Annotated in this window: 15 protein-coding genes and 1 pseudogene; 13 read left to right on the top strand and 3 right to left on the bottom strand. The window is 67.7% G+C overall.

The features are described from left to right. Position 1: 1 nt before the first annotated feature. The 4 genes from GVY41_RS15110 to GVY41_RS15095 are packed head-to-tail and all read left to right on the top strand — an operon-like array spanning position 2 to position 5,261. Entirely contained in the window at positions 2 to 1,498 is a 1,497-nt protein-coding gene (locus GVY41_RS15110; RefSeq protein ID WP_161347927.1) for a tripartite tricarboxylate transporter permease, read from the top strand. A gap of 3 nt (positions 1,499 to 1,501) precedes the next feature. Then, on the top strand, positions 1,502 to 2,542 hold the full coding sequence (locus GVY41_RS15105; RefSeq protein WP_161347928.1) for a Gfo/Idh/MocA family protein: 1,041 nt from the start codon (positions 1,502 to 1,504) through the stop codon (positions 2,540 to 2,542). Then, the gene (locus tag GVY41_RS15100; RefSeq protein ID WP_161347929.1) at positions 2,539 to 3,384 is read left to right on the top strand and encodes a shikimate dehydrogenase family protein; all 846 of its coding nucleotides are present in this window, start codon (positions 2,539 to 2,541) and stop codon (positions 3,382 to 3,384) included. The genes GVY41_RS15105 and GVY41_RS15100 overlap by 4 nt, the downstream gene beginning before the upstream one ends. After that, the gene (locus tag GVY41_RS15095) at positions 3,381 to 5,261 is read left to right on the top strand and encodes a bifunctional sugar phosphate isomerase/epimerase/4-hydroxyphenylpyruvate dioxygenase family protein (RefSeq protein ID WP_161347930.1); all 1,881 of its coding nucleotides are present in this window, start codon (positions 3,381 to 3,383) and stop codon (positions 5,259 to 5,261) included. The genes GVY41_RS15100 and GVY41_RS15095 overlap by 4 nt, the downstream gene beginning before the upstream one ends. On the opposite strand, the gene GVY41_RS15090 is transcribed toward GVY41_RS15095, so the two are convergent. Next, the gene (locus GVY41_RS15090; protein WP_161347931.1) at positions 5,258 to 6,163 is read right to left on the bottom strand and encodes a LysR substrate-binding domain-containing protein; all 906 of its coding nucleotides are present in this window, start codon (positions 6,161 to 6,163) and stop codon (positions 5,258 to 5,260) included. The genes GVY41_RS15095 and GVY41_RS15090 overlap by 4 nt on opposite strands. A 77-nt stretch (positions 6,164 to 6,240) precedes the next feature. On the opposite strand from GVY41_RS15090, the gene pcaD reads away from it, so the two are divergent. From pcaD to GVY41_RS15045, 9 genes are all read left to right on the top strand, one after another. After that, positions 6,241 to 7,026 (top strand): 3-oxoadipate enol-lactonase, encoded by a 786-nt coding sequence (gene pcaD / locus GVY41_RS15085; protein ID WP_161347932.1) that lies wholly within the window; start codon positions 6,241 to 6,243, stop codon positions 7,024 to 7,026. Then, on the top strand, positions 7,019 to 7,414 hold the full coding sequence (pcaC, locus tag GVY41_RS15080; RefSeq protein ID WP_161347933.1) for a 4-carboxymuconolactone decarboxylase: 396 nt from the start codon (positions 7,019 to 7,021) through the stop codon (positions 7,412 to 7,414). Before pcaD ends, pcaC begins: the two co-directional genes overlap by 8 nt. Continuing rightward, positions 7,411 to 8,133 carry a protocatechuate 3,4-dioxygenase subunit beta gene (gene pcaH, locus GVY41_RS15075; protein WP_161347934.1) on the top strand — a complete coding sequence of 241 codons (723 nt, stop codon included), beginning with the start codon at positions 7,411 to 7,413 and terminating at the stop codon, positions 8,131 to 8,133. The genes pcaC and pcaH overlap by 4 nt, the downstream gene beginning before the upstream one ends. Position 8,134: 1 nt before the next feature. Then, positions 8,135 to 8,746 (top strand): protocatechuate 3,4-dioxygenase subunit alpha, encoded by a 612-nt coding sequence (gene pcaG, locus GVY41_RS15070; RefSeq protein ID WP_161347935.1) that lies wholly within the window; start codon positions 8,135 to 8,137, stop codon positions 8,744 to 8,746. 3 nt (positions 8,747 to 8,749) lie between these two features. Next, on the top strand, positions 8,750 to 9,610 hold the full coding sequence (locus tag GVY41_RS15065; protein ID WP_229726078.1) for a 3-oxoadipate:acetyl-CoA acetyltransferase: 861 nt from the start codon (positions 8,750 to 8,752) through the stop codon (positions 9,608 to 9,610). Between the two features lie 31 nt (positions 9,611 to 9,641). Further along, entirely contained in the window at positions 9,642 to 10,964 is a 1,323-nt protein-coding gene (locus tag GVY41_RS15060) for a lyase family protein (RefSeq protein WP_161347936.1), read from the top strand. Between the two features lie 6 nt (positions 10,965 to 10,970). Then, positions 10,971 to 11,891 carry an AEC family transporter gene (locus GVY41_RS15055; protein WP_161347937.1) on the top strand — a complete coding sequence of 307 codons (921 nt, stop codon included), beginning with the start codon at positions 10,971 to 10,973 and terminating at the stop codon, positions 11,889 to 11,891. Positions 11,892 to 12,180: 289 nt separating this feature from the next. Continuing rightward, a complete protein-coding gene (locus GVY41_RS15050) occupies positions 12,181 to 14,475 on the top strand; it encodes a heavy metal translocating P-type ATPase (protein ID WP_229726086.1) in 2,295 nt (764 codons plus the stop codon). Between the two features lie 47 nt (positions 14,476 to 14,522). Beyond that, positions 14,523 to 14,996: a DUF411 domain-containing protein gene (locus GVY41_RS15045; protein WP_268234520.1), complete on the top strand. Its 474-nt coding sequence runs from the start codon at positions 14,523 to 14,525 to the stop codon at positions 14,994 to 14,996. 70 nt (positions 14,997 to 15,066) lie between these two features. Here GVY41_RS15045 and GVY41_RS15040 read toward each other — a convergent pair whose 3' ends face one another. Both GVY41_RS15040 and GVY41_RS20735 read right to left on the bottom strand, forming a co-directional pair. After that, a complete protein-coding gene (locus GVY41_RS15040; RefSeq protein ID WP_161347939.1) occupies positions 15,067 to 16,386 on the bottom strand; it encodes an MFS transporter in 1,320 nt (439 codons plus the stop codon). 10 nt (positions 16,387 to 16,396) lie between these two features. Then, positions 16,397 to 16,552 (bottom strand): annotated as a pseudogene (locus GVY41_RS20735) (metal-sensing transcriptional repressor); the annotation flags it as partial. Positions 16,553 to 16,718 lie beyond the last annotated feature (166 nt).

The following is a 16,718-nucleotide window of genomic DNA, read 5'->3' as shown; positions in this document are numbered from 1 at the left end:
AATGGACGTTCTTCAAAGCCTGCTGATCCCGATCATTGACCTGAAGCTTCTGGGCCTGATCGCGCTTGGCACCTTTGCCGGCATCTATGTCGGCGCGATCCCCGGCCTGTCGGTGACGATGGCGGTGTCGATCCTGATTTCCTTCACCTTCTCATGGGAGGTGTATCCCGCGCTGGCGCTGATGATCGGCATCTACATGGGCGGTGTCTATGGCGGCTCGCGCACGGCGATCTTGCTGAACATTCCGGGCGCGCCGGCGGCCATTGCCACCGCGCTGGACGGTTACCCGCTGGCGCAGAAAGGCCTGGCGGGCGAGGCCATCGGCATCGTCACCGTGGTGTCCTTCATCGGCGGCTTCATCGGCATCCTTGCCCTGGCGCTGTTCGCGCCGCTGCTGGCCGATTTCGCCATCCGCTTCCAGCCGCGCGACTACATGCTGCTGGCGGTTCTGGGCATTCTTCTGGTCGGGTCGCTGTCTGGTGACAGCCTGGTCAAGGGCATCTTCGCGGGCGCGCTCGGCATCGGGCTCGGCTCGGTCGGGATGGACCCGCTGACCTACACCGAACGCTTCACCTTCGGCACCGATGCGCTGCGGTCGGGCGTGTCTTTCGTGGCGGTGATGATCGGGATGTTCGGCATCTCGGAAGGGCTGATGCAGCTCCACACCGTCAACACGGCGGCGGTGAAGCAGAAGATCGGCCGGATCATCCCGTCTTGGCCTCTGGTGCGCAAGCATCTGCCGCTGGGCCTGCAAACGTCGAGCATCGGCACGGTGATCGGCGCGCTGCCGGGCACGGGCGGCGATATCGCGGCGCTGATCGCCTATGACCACGCCACCCGCGTGACGCGCAACCCCGAGGTGCCCTTTGGCAAGGGTGCCATCGAAGGGCTGGTCGCCCCCGAGACCGCCAACAACGCCGCTGTCGGCGGCGCCTTCATCCCGATGCTGACGCTGGGCATCCCGGGTGATGCGGTGACCGCCATCATGATCGGCGCGCTGTTCATCCACGGCCTGAACCCCGGCCCGATGCTGATGGTCGAACAGCCCGACATGTTCTGGTTCATCGTCAGCGCGCTTGGCCTTGCCAACGTGTTCATGCTGATCTTCGGCCTGACCGGCATCAAGATGTTCGTCAAGATCGTGGAGATGCCGCGCGCCATGCTGCTGCCGGTGATCTTGCTGCTGTCGATCGTCGGCGCCTATGCGGTCAGCAACAGCCTTGCCGATGTCTACTGGATGCTGGGCTTCGGGGTGTTTGGCTACTTCCTCAAGCTCTATGGCTATCCGCTTGGCCCGGTGATCCTGGGCGTGATCCTGTCGCGTCTTCTGGACGACAACTGGCGCCGGGCGATCATCTCGGATCAGGAAAGCCTTTGGATGCTGCTGAAGGGCACGCTGGCCAGCCCGCTGTCGCTGGTGCTGTTCGTGTCGGTGGTCCTGATCTTCGTGTCCAAGACGCCGCTCTGGGGCATGATCTTCCGCAAGAAGGCGGGGTAGGCCATGACCCTGCCCGCCATCGCCGTTGTTGGTGCCGGAGCGATCGGGCGCAAGCATGTGGCCGCGCTGGCGCAAAGCCGCATGGCCCGGCTGGCGGCCATCGTCGATCCGTCCCCAGCGGCGGCGGCGCTGGCGGCAGAGCACGGCGTGGCGCTGGTGGCGGACCTTGCCGAGTTGGACGGTGTGGCGGGGGTCATCCTCGCCACGCCGACCTCCCTGCACCTTGCGCAGGCACTGTATTGCATAGGCCGAGGCTGGCCCGTTCTGGTGGAAAAGCCGGTGGCGGCCACGGCAGCCGAAGGCGAACAGATGGCGGCGGCAGCGGATGCCGCGGGGGTGCCGGTGCTGGTCGGCCATCACCGCCGCCACAACCCGCGCATCGCCGCCGCCCGCGCCGCCCTGCAATCGGGCGCGGTGGGGCGGGTGATCGCGGTGCAGGCCAGCGTCCTGCTGTGCAAGCCCGATGATTACTTCGCCCCCGACTGGCGGCGCCAGCCCGGTGCCGGCCCGATCCTCACCAACCTGATCCATGAGATCGACACGATGCGCCATCTTCTGGGCGAAGTCGTTTCGGTGCAGGCCGTCACCTCCAGCGCCGTGCGGGGCTTTGCGGTAGAGGATAGCGCGGTCGCCCTGCTGCACTTCGCCTCGGGCGCGCTGGCCACGGTCACGGTATCGGACGCCGCCGCCGCGCCCTGGAGCTGGGAGCTGACGGCCGCAGAGAATGCCGACTACCCGCCCACCGGGCAAAGCTGCCTGCTGATCTCGGGCACCGAGGGCGCGCTGGAACTGCCGAACCTGCGGCTGTGGCAGCACAGCGGCCCGCGCGGCTGGTTCACGCCGCTGCTGCCGCAAGACTTGGCCGTCGCGGATGCAGACCCGCTGATCCGCCAGATCGACCATTTCGCCGCCGTGATCGCGGGCACGGAACCCCCGCTGGTCCCGGCCGCTGACGCCGCCCGGTCCGTCGCGGTGGTCGATGCCATCCTGCGCGCCGCCAAGACCGGCCACAGCGAAACGCCATATCCAGGAGCCGCCGCATGACCGACACCATCCGCCTTGGCCTGATCGGCGACAACATCGCCAAATCGCAATCGCCGCGGCTGCACCGGCTGGCCGGGGCGCAGAACGGGCGGCGCACCACCTATGATCCGCTGGTTCCGGCGGAGATGGACAAGGCGTTCGATGCCGTCTTCGCCCATGTCGCCGCCTCGGGCTATCGCGGGGTGAACGTGACCTATCCCTACAAGGAGCGCGCCGCGGCCAAGGTGGTGATCGACGATCCGCTCGTGCGGGCCATCGGGGCGGTGAACACGGTGGTGTTCGATGAGGGCGGCCCGCATGGCTTCAACACCGATTATTCCGGCTTCATCGCCGCCTATCGCCGCGTGCGGGGCGATGCCGCCCCCGGCCCGGTGCTGATGATCGGCGCGGGCGGCGTCGGCAAGGCTGTGGCCTTCGGCCTCGTCGCGCTTGGGCTGGACGAGATCCGCATCGTGGACCGTGATCTTCCCAAGGCCGAGGCTTTGGCGGCGGCGCTGACCGCCGCCAGCCCCGGCCTTGTCACCCGCACCGGGACCGAGGCCGCGGTGCTTGCGACTGGCGCCGGCGGTATCATCAACTGCACGCCGGTCGGGATGGTCGGCTATGACGGCACGCCGCTGCCGCGCGCGGCACTGGCCGGTGCGGACTGGGTGTTCGACGCGGTCTATACACCCGTGGACACCCAGTTCCTGCAAGATGCCGCCGCCGAGGGGCTGCAGGTCATCTCGGGCTACGAGCTGTTCTTTGGCCAAGGCGTCGATGCCTGGGCCATCTTCACGGGGCTGCCGCTCGATGAGGCGCGGATGCGCCGCGAGCTGGCCGAAGGCAAGGACGTGACATGAAAACCTCGATCGCCACCGTCTCCATCTCGGGCACCTTCGCCGAAAAGCTGGCCGCCATCGCCACCGCCGGCTTCGACGGGATCGAGATCTTCGAGCAGGATTTCACCGCCTCGGATTTCACGCCGGCCGAGGTGGGAAGGATGGTGCGCGATCATGGGCTGGAAATCACCCTCTTCCAGCCCTTCCGCGATTTCGAGGGGTTGCCGGACCCGCACCGCGCCCGCGCCTTTGCCCGCGCGGCACGCAAGTTCGACCTGATGAACCAGCTGGGCACCGATCTGGTGCTGGTCTGTTCCAGCGTCCACCCGGCGGCGATGGGCGGGATCGACCGGATGGCGGCGGATTTCGCGGCCCTGGGCGATCTGGCGAAATCGCACGGCATCCGCGTCGGGTTCGAGGCGCTGGCCTGGGGCCGCCACGTCAACGACCACCGCGACGCGTGGGAGGTGGTGCGCCGCGCCGATCATCCCAATGTCGGGCTGATCCTCGACAGCTTCCACACCCTCGGCCGCAAGATCGACCCGGACACCATCCGCCGCATTCCGGGCGACCGCATCTTCTTCGTCCAGCTGGCCGATGCGCCCGCCATCGACATGGACCTGCTGTACTGGTCGCGGCACTTCCGCAACATGCCCGGCGAGGGCGATCTGGACGTGACCGGCTTCCTGCGCGCGGTGATGGCCACGGGCTATTCCGGCCCGCTGTCGCTGGAGATCTTCAACGACCAGTTCCGCGCCGGCCTGCCGCGGCTGGTGGCCAGCGATGGCCATCGCAGCCTGATCGGGGTCATGGACCGGGTGCGCCGGGCCGAACCCACGCTGCCCGTGGACCTGCCGGCCTTCCCCGCCGCCGCCGCCGTGCAGCGGGTGGAGTTCATCGAATTCGCCACCTCGCCCGAAGAGGCCCCGGCGCTGGAAAGCCTGCTGGCGGCAACCGGCTTTGCCCGCGCGGGCGCGCATGTGTCCAAGCCTGTGACGCTGTGGCGGCAGGGCGGCGCCAATGTGCTGGTCAATACCGAAGGCAAGGGTTTCACCCACAGCTCTTTCGTCGCGCATGGCACCGTTGTGTCCGAGGTCGCGCTGATGGTTCCCGATGCGCAGGCGACCCACGCCCGCGCGCTGGCGCTGCTGGCACAGGACCACACGCAATCGGCGCTTCCGGGCGAGCTGGAGATCCCGGCCTTCCGCGGCGTCGGCGGCAGTATCCTGCGCCTGCTGGACGCGACCGAGACGCTCTCGCATATCTGGAGCGTGGATTTCCGCAGCGACGCGGCGCCGGCCGAGGGCGCGGGCCTGACCGGCATCGACCATATCGGCCAGACGATGGCCTATGACGAGATGCTCAGCTGGGCGCTGTTCTACACCTCGATCTTCGACGCGCAGAAGGCGCCGATGGTGGATGTGGCCGATCCTGACGGGCTGGTGCGCAGCCAGGCGGTGCAGTCGGGCGGGCTGCGGATCACCCTGAACGGGGCCGAGGCGCGGCGCACCCTTGCCGGGCGGTTTGTCGAGGAGACCTTCGGCGCCTCGGTCCAGCACATCGCCTTTGCCACCGACGACATCTTCCAGACGGCGGCCAAACTGGCCGAGGGCGGTTTTCCGGTGCTGAAGATCGGCGACAACTATTATGACGATGTCGAGGCGCGCTTTGGCCTCGATGCCGCGCTGGTGGCGCGGATGCGGGCGGCGAACGTGCTCTATGACGAAGAGCCGGGCGGGCAGTTCTTCCAGCTTTACTCCGCCCCCCGCCCCGATGGGTTCTTCTTCGAGATCGTGCAGCGGCAGGGCAATTACCTGGGCTATGGCGCCGCCAATGCCGCGTTCCGCATCGCGGCGCAGAAACGCAGCACCCGGGCCCCCGGAATGCCGCGCGCCTAATGCTGCGCGGCGCCCTCCTGGCAAAGCCGCATCAGCAGGTCCAGCCCCGCCACCGCTGGCCCGGCCTGCCGGCGGGTGATGCCGACAGATCCCGACAGGAACCGCGCGCCGGTGGGCAGCACGGTCATGGCGCCGCGGTCCAGCTCATCCGCGATCACCCCGCGCGAGATGAACCAGACCGCATCGGACTCCGCCAGGATCCCGCGCCCGACAGCCAGCGCGACCGTCTCGAACGCCGGGCGCAGGGCGGGCAAGCCGAGGCTCGCCAGATAGTCATCCACCGCCCGGCGGATCAGCGCGCCCTCGGGTGGCAGGATCAGCGGCACGGCTTGCAGGATCACGGGCAGGGGCTGCGCCTGCATCGGGTGCCCGGCGCGGGCGACCAGCACGACCTCTTCTTCATAGAGATGCTCGAAGGCCAGCCCGGCCATGTCGCCCGCCACCGGCATCCGCCCGACCATCAGGTCGATCTGCCCCTCGCGCAGCAGGCCCAGCAGGTAGGAGTGCGGTCCGGTCTCGATCTTCAGCAGCGTGTCCGGCTGCGCCGCGCGGAACCGCAGTGCCACGCGGGGAAACAGCCGCGTCGCCGCGGTGGGCAGGATGCCGACGCGGATGCTGCCGCCGCCAGCGCCGGGCCGCAGCGCCGCGGCCCCCGCCTCCAGCGCCTGCAGGCCAAGGCTGGCATGGCGGCGGAACACCGCGCCTTCCTCGGTCAGCACCAGCCGCCGCTTTTCGCGGCGGAACAGCGGCACGGCCAGCAGGTCTTCCATCTCGGCCAAGGTCCGGCTGAGCGCGGGCTGGCTGATCCCCTGCCGCCGCGCGACAGAAGACAGGCTGCCCTCGGCGGCGATGTCCAGAAAGGCCCGAATGTGGCGCAGCTTGATGCCGGGATGCATAATCATGAGGGTATCAACGCCGCCGTATTTTGCATTATCCCCTCCGCTTCGCGCGAGCTAGGTTATGAACAGGAGGAGACCCAATGCAAGCCCTGACACGCCCCTTCGGCGCGCTTCACCTGCAGGTCGATGGCCCTGTGGGCGCGCCTGCGGTGATCTTCGCCAATTCGCTGGGAACCGACCTGCGCCTGTGGGACCGGGTGCTGCCGCTGCTGCCGCAAGGGCTTCGCTATATCCGCTATGACAAGCGCGGGCATGGGTTGTCCTCGCTGGGCGGCGGGGCGGTCATCGACGACCATGCCGAGGATGCGATTGCGGTGATCGAAGAGGTGGCCGGCGGCCCGGTGATCTTCGTCGGCCTGTCGATTGGCGGGCTGATCGGGCAGGTGGTGGCCAGCCGCCGCCCCGATCTGGTGCGTGCCATGGTGCTGTCGAATACCGCGGCCAAGCTCGGCACCGCCGACAGCTGGCAGGCGCGGATCGACGCGGTCGAGGCGGGCGGGCTGGACAGTATCGCGGATGCGGTGATGGAGCGTTGGTTCGCCCCCGCCTTCCGCGCCACGCCCGATCTTGCGCTGTGGTGCGCGATGATGGCGCGGACACCGGCCAAAGGCTACATCGCCGCCTGCCAAGCCCTCGCCGACGCGGACCAGACCGAGGCGACCCGCGCCCTCCGCCTGCCTGTGCTGGTGATCGCCGGATCGGAAGACGGTGCCAGCCCGGCGGCCGTGGTCAAGGCCACGGCGGACCTGATCCCCGGCGCCGCCTTCCACGAAATCCCGGGCGCGGGGCATCTTCCCTGCGTTGAGGCGCCCGCCGAATGGGCCGCCCTCGTTGCCCCTTTCCTGAAGGACCATTCCCATGTCTGAGCTCACCGACCAAGGGATGCAGACCCGCCGCCGCGTTCTGGGCGATGCCCATGTGAACCGCGCCGAGGCCGCCAAGACCCCCGCCGACGCCCCGTTCCAGGCGCTGATCACCGATGCCGCGTGGGGCCATGTCTGGTCGCGCGATACGATCACGCTCCGCGAACGCTCGATGCTGACCATCGCGCTGCTGGCGGGGCTCGGCAATGACCACGAGCTTGCGATGCATATCCGCGCCACGGCCAATACCGGCGCCAGCGAGGCCGATGTGATGGAGGCGCTGCTGCATGTGGCGATCTACGCGGGCGTTCCCCGCGCCAACCATGCCATCAAGATCGCCAAAGAGACATTTGCCACGATGGCCGCGAAAATCCCTGGGGAGGACAAATGAAACCTGCAGAGTTCTATCAGCGCGACCGCACCTCGCAGCCGCCAGCGCTGACGCCCGATTACAAGACCTCGGTGGCGCGCAGCCCGCGTCTGGCGATGCTGTCGCTGCAAGGCTCGATGTCGGAAGTCACCGGCCCGACCTTTGGCCATTCGGATATCGACGCCATCGACAATGACCTGATCCGCAACTACGCCAAGACCGGCGATCCGGTGGGCGAGCGGATCATCGTCCATGGCCGGGTGCTGGACGAGAATGGCCGCGGCATCCCGAACACGCTGGTCGAGATCTGGCAGGCCAATGCCGGCGGGCGCTACCGGCACAAGAAGGACACCTACCTTGCGCCGATCGACCCCAATTTCGGCGGCTGCGGGCGCACGCTGACCGACGATCAGGGCTACTATTACTTCCGCACCGTGAAGCCCGGCGCCTATCCTTGGCGCAACTGGGTGAACAACTGGCGCCCCGCGCATATCCATGTGTCGGTCTTCGGCACCAGCTTCAGCCAGCGGCTGATCACCCAGATGTATTTCGAGGGCGACCCGCTGATTGCCAAATGCCCGATCGTCGCCACCATTCCCGATCCGCGTGCCATCGACCAGCTGATCGCACCCCTGGACCTGAACGCGGCGATCCCGCTGGATTGCCTCGCCTACAAGTTCGACATCATCTTGCGGGGGCGGCGATCCACCCTGTTCGAGAACCGGCTGGAGGGGAACTGAGATGGCACAACCGTTGAACTACCTCAATGAATCCGCCTCGCAGACCGCCGGGCCTTATGTCCATATCGGCCTGGCCCCGGGCGCGGCGGGCTTCGACATCTACCGCACCCAGCTGGGCGAGGATATCGCCGGGCCGGATGCACCGGGCGAGCGGATCCGCGTCGAGGGCGTGGTGATGGATGGCACCGGCGCGCCGGTGAAGGATGTGCTGCTGGAGGTCTGGCAGGCTGATGCGGCCGGGATCTACCCCCATGCCGAAGACCCGCGCGTTGCGGATTGCGCGCCGGGCTTTCGCGGCTGGGGCCGGGTGATCACCGATTTCGACACTGGCCTTTGGGCCTTCGACACGGTCAAGCCGGGTCCGGTGATGGGCCGCAACGGCCAGATGATGGCGCCCCATGTCAGCTTTTGGCTGGTGGCGCGCGGGATCAATATCGGCCTGAGCACCCGGATGTATTTCGAGGATGAGGATAACAGCGCCGACCCGGTCCTGAACCTTGTCGAACAGGCCCCGCGCCGCGAAACCCTGCTGGCCCGCAAGGTCAGCCCCGGCCTTTACCGTTTCGACATCCGCCTTCAGGGCGATGGCGAAACCGTGTTTCTGGACATCTGAGCCATGACCCAATCCTTGCACGGCCCCTGCATCATCTGCGTGGCGATCACCGGATCCCTGCCGCGCAAGGCCGACAATCCGGCCGTGCCGATCTCCATCTCCGAGCAGGTGGAAAGCGCGCAGCAGGCCTTCGAGGCTGGCGCCACCATCGCCCATTGCCACGTGCGCGACGAGGATGAAACGCCTTCGTCCGACCCCGAAAAGTTCGCGGCGCTGCTGGAAGGGCTGCAGAGGCATTGCCCCGGCATGATCGTGCAGCTGTCCACCGGCGGCCGCTCTGGCGCCGGGCAGGCGCGCGGCGGCATGTTGCCGCTGCGCCCGGATATGGCCAGCCTGTCGGTAGGGTCCAACAACTTTCCGACCCGCGTCTATGAGAACCCGCCGGATCTGGTCGATTGGCTGGCCAGCGAGATGCTGGCCCACGGTGTGAAGCCCGAGATCGAGGCGTTCGACCTGTCGCATATCTTCAAGGCCAAGGAGATGTGGGACAAGGGCCAGATCCAGGACCGCCCCTATGTGCAGTTCGTGATGGGCGTGAAGAACGCCATGCCCGCCGACCGCGAGGTGTTCGACTATTACATCAAGACCGTGCACCGGCTGTTCGGCCCGGATGCGCCCTGGTGCGCCGCCGGGATCGGGCCGAACCAGATCGTGCTGAACGACTGGGCGGTGTCCTCGGGCGGCCATGCAAGGACGGGGCTGGAAGACAACGTGCGGCTCGACAAGACCACGCTGGCCCCGTCGAACGCCGCGCTGGTGCAGCGGGTCGTGGCGCTGTGCGACAGGTACGAGCGCCCGGTCGCAACCTGGCAACAGGCGCGCGAGATCCTTGGGCTGGAGCTTGCACCGGCGGCCATGGCCTGATTGCCTGCCCTGAAGCCCCGGAAGGATCAAGATGCCCGCTGCCCCCGCCGATTCCCAGATCTATGGCCGCCTGTTTGGCGATGAGGAGACGGCGCGCCTCTTCACCGACAGCGCCGATATCCGCGCCATGTTGCTGGTCGAAGGCGCGCTGGCCCGGGTGCAGGGCGCGCTTGGGCTGATCCCGGCCGAGGCGGCGGCCTTCATCGACCGTGCCTCGCAAGAGGTGGTGATCGACCCGGCGGCGCTGGCCGTGGAAACGGCGCAGAACGGGGTGCCGGTGCCAGCGTTGCTGGCTGCCTTCCGCAAGGGTGCGGCGGCGCCGGGGCCGATGCAGTATCTGCACTGGGGCGCCACCAGCCAGGACATCATGGATACCGGCCTTGCCCTGCGGCTGCGCCCGATGCTGCGGCTGTGGGAGGGGCGGCTCGCGAGCCTCCTCACCCGCCTTGCCGAGTTGGCAGAGGCGAATGCCAGCCTGCCGATGACCGGGCGCACCTATGGTCAGGCGGCCACGCCCACCAGTTTCGGCGCGGTGGTCGCCGCCTGGGGCTGGCCGCTGCTGGAGTGGCAAGGGCGCCTGCCCGAGCTGCGCGTCTCCGTGCTCAAGGTCTCGCTATCCGGTGCCGCAGGCACGCTCTCGGCGCTGGGCGAGGCGGGCCCGGCGGTGCGCGCGGCGCTGGCGGCAGAGCTGGCGCTGGCCGATCCCGGCCACAGCTGGCACAGCGACCGCTCTGCCCCCGGGCAACTGGCCGCCTTTGCCGCGGGGCTGGCCGGCAGTTTGGGCAAGCTCGGCGAGGATCTCATCTTGCTCAGCCAGTCGGGCCTGGCCGAGGTGACGCTGGCGGGCGGCGCCTCCTCCACCATGCCGCAAAAGCAGAACCCGGTCGGCCCCTCGGCGCTTGTGGCGCTGGCGCGGCATGTGATCGGGCTGGCGGCGCTGGTTCAGGGCGCAGCCCTGCACCGCCAGCAACGCGACGGCGCCGCATGGTTCGGCGAGTGGCTGGCCCTGCCGCAGCTGTGCATCAGCACCGGCCGGATGCTGACGCTGGCGGCAGAGACCCTGGCCAGCCTCGCCCCCGATGGCGCGGCCATGGCGCGGGGGCTTGAATCCGGGCAGGGCCTGATCCATGCCGAGGCCCTCAGCTTCGCCCTGGCCGAGACCATGCCCCGCCCTGAAGCGCAGGCCTCGGTGAAGGAGATGTGTGCGCAGGCGATGGCAACCGGCACGCCCTTGCTGGCGCTTGCGGCGCAGCGCTTCCCGCAGACCGACTGGGCTGCGCAACTGGCCGGCGCCGGGCTGGGGCAAGCCCCGGCCGAAGCCCGCGCCTTCGCCGCGCGGGTGCGCGAGGGCTGACCCGGCATGGACGCCGTCAACGCCATCGTGCCGCTGTTCGCGGTGATCCTGATCGGCTTCCTTGCGGTGCGCAGCGGCTATGTGCCCGCTGAGTCCCTGCGCCCGGTGGGCGAGGTCGTGCTGCGCATCGCGCTGCCGGCGCTGATCTTCCTCTCTGTCGCGGGCGCGGCGCCCGGCGATGGCCTGCAACCCTTGGCGCTGCTGGCCATCGGGCTCGGCTCGCTGGCCGCCTTCGCCTGCGGTGTGGCGGCGGCGGTCTGGGGCCTGCGGATGCCGCTGCGGCAGGCGGCGATGGTGGGGCTTGGCATCTCTGCCTCGAACAGCGGTTTCATTGGCTACCCTGTTGTCCAGCAACTCTACGGCACGGCCGAGGCGGGGCGGCTGCTGGCGCATATGATGGTGATCGAGAATCTGGTGATCATCCCGCTGGCGCTGATCCTGTCCAGCAACGCGGGGGGCGCTGTCGGATTGCTGCGCGATCTGGCCCGCAATCCGCTGATCCTTGCGCTTGCCGCGGCGATTGCCTTTCAGATGGCGGGCCTCTCGCTGCCAAGCCATGCGGCGCGCACGCTGGACCTGCTGGCCCGGATGTCGGCCCCCGCCGCGCTGCTGGTGGTGGGCGCCACGCTGGCGACGCTGCGCCCGCAGGGGCAGGCCGGCGCCACCGCGGTGATCGTGCTCGGCAAGCTGCTGCTGCACCCGGCGCTGACCTTCGCCGCCTTTGCCGTGGTTGGCGGCAGCCCTGCGCCCTTCGTGCTGGGCGCTGTCCTCTTCGCCGCGATGCCGATGATGTCGGTCTACCCGATCCTGTGCCAACGCGCCGGGCTTGGCCCACTGGCCGCATCCGCGCTGCTGGCGGCCACGATCCTTGGAACGGTCACCATCCCGCTCTGGCTGCCGGTTTTGAGGCAACTGGGGCTGGGGTAGCGCGGCGCCGGAAATTGGGTGGTGGCGGAGGGGATGGGCCTGATATCCAACCTTCTCCACCTTAAGTTATTGATTTCCTTAAGACGGTGGGGCGTCCTCAAGCATCGGTCAATGCATCGATGTGCTATGACGGCGGTTGGTTCAATCAGCCCTTGACCTTCCAGTGACAGGAAGGAGCACATTGATCCTGAAGGCCCGTACATCGGCCTTCACGCGGCTGAGACCGCGAAAGGAGAACACCATGTCCACCGTCAATCCTCACGCAGGCCACGTCCACTCAGACGCCGAAATGCCGAAGGTCCACGAAGTGCCTGCGGCCGGCCCGACGGCCATCGACCCGGTGTGTGGCATGACGGTGAGCCTGAAGCCGGACACCCGGACGGAGAGCTACGGTGGCGAGAACTTCCACTTTTGCTCGGGCAAGTGCCAGACGAAGTTCCAGGCGGATCCCTGGTTCTATGCCTCCGGCCGCGCCGCGGGGCGGAAGAAGGCGGACCCGGCCAACGTCCAGTACACCTGCCCGATGCACCCCGAGATCGTTCGCGACGCACCGGGAGCCTGCCCGATCTGCGGCATGGCACTGGAGCCGATGCTGCCCTCGGATGAGCCCAGCGAGGAACTGACCGACTTCACACGCCGGATGTGGATCTCGGCCGCCGCGGCAGTGCAGCTGATCATCCTGACGATGGGCGAGCTCGTCGCCTTGCCGGTGCGCGACTGGATCGGGCACCAGACGGCAAGCTATCTCGAGTTCGTGCTGGCGACGCCGATCATTCTATGGGCAGCGCTTCCGTTCTTCAGACGCGGCTGGGACTCGGTCTTGAACCGATCGCCGAACATGTGGACGCTGATCAGCCTCGGCGTTGGAGCGGCCTATCTCTATTCGCTGGTCGCCACGTTCCTGCCAGGTGTGTTTCCGGACCAGTACCGGATGGGCCATGGCGTCGGCACCTATTTCGAGGCGGCGGTGGTGATCGTCACGCTGGTCTTTGTTGGCCAGGTTCTTGAGCTGCGGGCGCGCGAGCGCACCGGGGATGCCATCCGCGCGCTGCTCGATCTCGCGCCGAAGACCGCACGGCAGATTCTTCCGGACGGCACCGAATACGATGCGCCGCTGGAAAACATCATGGAGGGCGACCGGCTGCGCGTGCGCCCCGGCGATGCGGTCCCGGTGGACGGGACGGTGATCGAGGGCCGCTCATCTCTGGACGAGAGCATGCTGACCGGCGAGTCCATGCCCGTCGAAAAGGGTCCGGGCGATGCGGTGACCGGGGCCACGATCAATAAGAATGGCTCTCTGGTGATCGAGGCGGGCAAGGTCGGCGCAGATACCGTGCTGGCCCAGATCGTTGCCATGGTCTCGAACGCGCGCCGGTCGCGCGCCCCGATCCAGGGGCTGGCCGACCGCGTGTCGGCGGTGTTCGTGCCGACCGTGGTGGCCATCGCCATAGTCGCCTTCATCGTCTGGCTGACCGTCGGCCCCGAGCCCGCGCTGGTCTTTGCCATCGCCTCGGCGGTCTCGGTGCTGATCATCGCCTGTCCCTGCGCGCTTGGGTTGGCGACACCGATCTCGATCACCACCGCGGCGGGGCGCGGCGCGCAGGCGGGAGTGCTGATCAAGGACGCAGAGGCGCTTGAACGTATGGCCGCTGTCGACACGCTGATCGTGGACAAGACCGGCACCCTGACCATGGGCAAGCCGAAGCTGACGGATACCGTGGTGTTGGGGGATATCGCCGAGGCCGACCTGTTGTCGCTGGCAGCCGCCCTCGAACGCGGTTCCGAACACCCGCTCGCCGAGGCAATCGTCGACGGCGCCGAGGCGCAGGGTGCCCCGCGTCAGGAGGCCGTGGATTTCGAGGCGGTCACCGGCAAGGGCGTGCGCGGCTCAGTTGGCGGACGCGCGGTGGCGCTCGGCAATGCAGCGATGATGCGGGAGATGGACTTGGACCCGGGTGCGGCCGAAGCAAAGGCGGACACGCTGCGCGCCGACGGCAAGACGGCGATGTTCATCGCGGTCGACGGCACACTTGCGGGCATTGTGGCAGTAGCCGACCCGATCAAGGAAAGCACCGCGCAGGCGATCAGGGAACTGCACGCTCAGGGTCTGCGGGTGATCATGGCGACTGGCGACAACGAGCGCACGGCGCAAGCAGTGGCAGGCAAACTCGGCATCGACGAGGTGCGCGCAGGCGTGCTGCCCGAGGCCAAGAAGGACCTCATCGACCAGCTGCGCCGGGACGGCCACAAGATCGCCATGGCGGGTGACGGGGTGAACGACGCACCCGCGCTTGCCGCTGCCGATGTCGGCATCGCCATGGGAACCGGGGCGGATGTGGCCATGGAAAGCGCAGGCATCACCCTGTTGGGCGGTGACCTCATGGGCATCGTCCGGGCGCGCAAGCTTGCCCGTGCCACGCTCCGCAATATCAAGCAGAACCTGTTCTTCGCCTTCGCCTACAATGCCCTTGGCGTGCCGGTCGCGGCGGGGCTGCTCTACCCGTTCACCGGGATGCTGCTGCCGCATGGCATGGGTTGGCTGTCTGCAGTAGACAGGCAAGAACGTCGGAAACAGATCACTTGAGCCACCGCAAAGGATCGCGGTGAATACCTCGGAACATGGAGGAAAAAATGCAGCTGATACTTTCCCGTCGAGGCTTCATGGTGGGCGCATGCGCTGCCTCGGTTGCCGCCGCTGTTCCCGCGGTCGCCGAAGCCAGACCTGCGCTCCACGTCCTGAGGGACCCCAATTGCGGATGTTGCTCGGCTTGGGTCGAGATCGTTCAGGCAGACGGGTTCGAGGTGACGGTCGAGGAGAGCATGGGAACGGCGCTCGCCCGCTACAAGCTCGACAACGGGATCCCGCAAGAGATGGGTTCATGCCACACCGGCAGGATCGCGGGCTACATGATCGAAGGTCATGTTCCGCCCGCCGATATCCGGCGGTTGCTGGAGGAGCGCCCGGACGCCATCGGGCTCGCCGTTCCAGGGATGCCCTACGGATCACCCGGCATGGGTCCCGAGTCGGAGCGTGAAGCCTATGTCGTGTACCTGCTCCGCCATGACGGAACGACAGAACCGTTCTCGAGCTATCAGGCAGCCTGAGTTCCGAACGACTTCCAAGGTGCGCAGTGACCGTCGCGCTGTGGGCGAGTCCGCCCGAAGTCATCCCGTGTCAGAGCTGGGATGCCCATCGAGGATGCTCGTCATCCACAACGAAGGGATGCGCATGCCGCCGTGCGCCGTGCAGATGCGGGTGATCGAGAGGAAGGTTGTCGTGGGTGTGTTCCAGGGTCTCGCGGTCTTCCCCCGGCCATAAGCGGAGCGCGGCCACGATGCCCGCACTCGCAAGTGCCGCCAAAACGCCTAGCGCCACGACGGGACCGAACCGCGTCATCAGCCAGCCCGACAGCGGATAGGTGACGAGCCAGCAGCCGTGGCTCAGCGCGAATTGCGCAGCAAAAAGCGCGGGGCGGTCCTCGGCGTGGGCGGAGCGGCGCAGCAATCGCCCCGAGGGTGTTAGTACCGCCGAGTACCCGAGCCCAACGAGCAGCCACGCGGCGAGCAACGCCGACCAGGCAAGGCCGAGAGCGGCAACCGCACCCGCCAGCGCCACAAGCGTCATCACCATTAGCGCGGCGCCGACCACCATCACCGGGCGGTCTGGCACCCTGTCCAGCACCCGCGGCAACAGCAGGGCCGCAATCATCGACCCGGCCCCGAAGGCGAACAACGTCCAGGCCAGCGCGGAACCGTCCATTCCCAGCGTGCTGCGCACCAGCACAACGGAATTGACCAGCACCATCGCGCCCGCGGAGGCCGCGGCGAGATTCAGCGCCAGCAGTCCGCGCAGGCGCGGTGTCGCAAGGTAGATGCGGATGCCGCGGGTCGTGCGGTCGTAGATGCCACGCGGCTCGGACGGTTTCGGGCTGGGCAGCAGGACCGAGACGACAAGGGCAGCCGAGGCGGCAAATCCCACCACCGTTCCAAGGAACAGCGAATTGTAGCTCACAACCGCGAGCAAAAGCCCGGCCAGCATCGGGCTGACGATGTTCTCCAGATCGTAGGCCAGCCGCGACAGCGACAGCGCCCGGGTGTAGCGCGCCTCGTCCGGCAACACGTCAGGGATCGTGGCCTGAAAGGTCGGCGTGAACGCCGCCGAGGCCGATTGCAGCAGGAAGATCAGAATGTAGACCTGCCAGACCTCGGTGACGAAGGGCAGGCACAGCGCCACGCCCCCTCGCACCAGATCCAGCGAGACCAGGAATGCGCGCCGGTTTACCCGGCTGGCGAAGGCGCCTGCTATAGGAGCGATGCCCACATAGGCCACCATCTTGATGGTGAAGACTGCGCCCAGCACCATTGCCGCGTTCTCACCCGCCAGGTCATAGGCCAGAAGCCCCAGCGCGACCGTGGCAAGCCCCGTGCCCAGAAGCGCCACGACCTGCGCGGCGAAGAGATGGCGATAGGTGCGGTCGGCAAGGACTTCCAGCACTGGGGTGACCTCAGAGGTATCGGGAGATCGCCCTCAGTTCGTCGCGATCCGCGGGTGAGTGTTCGGCGTCGAGACAATGATCCATGTGGTCATGGATCAGGGCGCGCTTGGCATTGGCCACCGCCTTTTCGACAGCCTGCAGCTGTTGCGCGATGGCGAGGCAGGGCAACTGTCGGCCGTACTCCACCACGGGCGGACACGCCCGTGGGCTGCTGCCGGTTCCGTGGACGCGAAGATAAGATCGTGACCATTGACCTGGAGAGTGGATATGACGAGACGGAAGTTCAGCCGCGAGTTCAAGATCGAGGCGGTCAAGCTGGTGACCGAGCGGG

Origin of the sequence: Frigidibacter albus (assembly GCF_009908165.1) — a bacterium.
GTDB classification, from domain to species: Bacteria; Pseudomonadota; Alphaproteobacteria; order Rhodobacterales; family Rhodobacteraceae; genus Frigidibacter; species Frigidibacter albus.
Note: the sequence above shows the minus strand (reverse complement) of the source record. Positions and strands in the feature narration are given on the sequence as shown.

Coding starts and splice junctions, on each gene's coding strand:
- GVY41_RS15110 (WP_161347927.1), top strand. CDS start 2: ATGGACGTTCTTCAAAGCCTGCTGATCCCGATCATTGACCTGAAGCTT.
- GVY41_RS15105 (WP_161347928.1), top strand. CDS start 1,502: ATGACCCTGCCCGCCATCGCCGTTGTTGGTGCCGGAGCGATCGGGCGC.
- GVY41_RS15100 (WP_161347929.1), top strand. CDS start 2,539: ATGACCGACACCATCCGCCTTGGCCTGATCGGCGACAACATCGCCAAA.
- GVY41_RS15095 (WP_161347930.1), top strand. CDS start 3,381: ATGAAAACCTCGATCGCCACCGTCTCCATCTCGGGCACCTTCGCCGAA.
- GVY41_RS15090 (WP_161347931.1), bottom strand. CDS start 6,163: ATGATTATGCATCCCGGCATCAAGCTGCGCCACATTCGGGCCTTTCTG.
- pcaD (WP_161347932.1), top strand. CDS start 6,241: ATGCAAGCCCTGACACGCCCCTTCGGCGCGCTTCACCTGCAGGTCGAT.
- pcaC (WP_161347933.1), top strand. CDS start 7,019: ATGTCTGAGCTCACCGACCAAGGGATGCAGACCCGCCGCCGCGTTCTG.
- pcaH (WP_161347934.1), top strand. CDS start 7,411: ATGAAACCTGCAGAGTTCTATCAGCGCGACCGCACCTCGCAGCCGCCA.
- pcaG (WP_161347935.1), top strand. CDS start 8,135: ATGGCACAACCGTTGAACTACCTCAATGAATCCGCCTCGCAGACCGCC.
- GVY41_RS15065 (WP_229726078.1), top strand. CDS start 8,750: ATGACCCAATCCTTGCACGGCCCCTGCATCATCTGCGTGGCGATCACC.
- GVY41_RS15060 (WP_161347936.1), top strand. CDS start 9,642: ATGCCCGCTGCCCCCGCCGATTCCCAGATCTATGGCCGCCTGTTTGGC.
- GVY41_RS15055 (WP_161347937.1), top strand. CDS start 10,971: ATGGACGCCGTCAACGCCATCGTGCCGCTGTTCGCGGTGATCCTGATC.
- GVY41_RS15050 (WP_229726086.1), top strand. CDS start 12,181: ATGCCGAAGGTCCACGAAGTGCCTGCGGCCGGCCCGACGGCCATCGAC.
- GVY41_RS15045 (WP_268234520.1), top strand. CDS start 14,523: ATGCAGCTGATACTTTCCCGTCGAGGCTTCATGGTGGGCGCATGCGCT.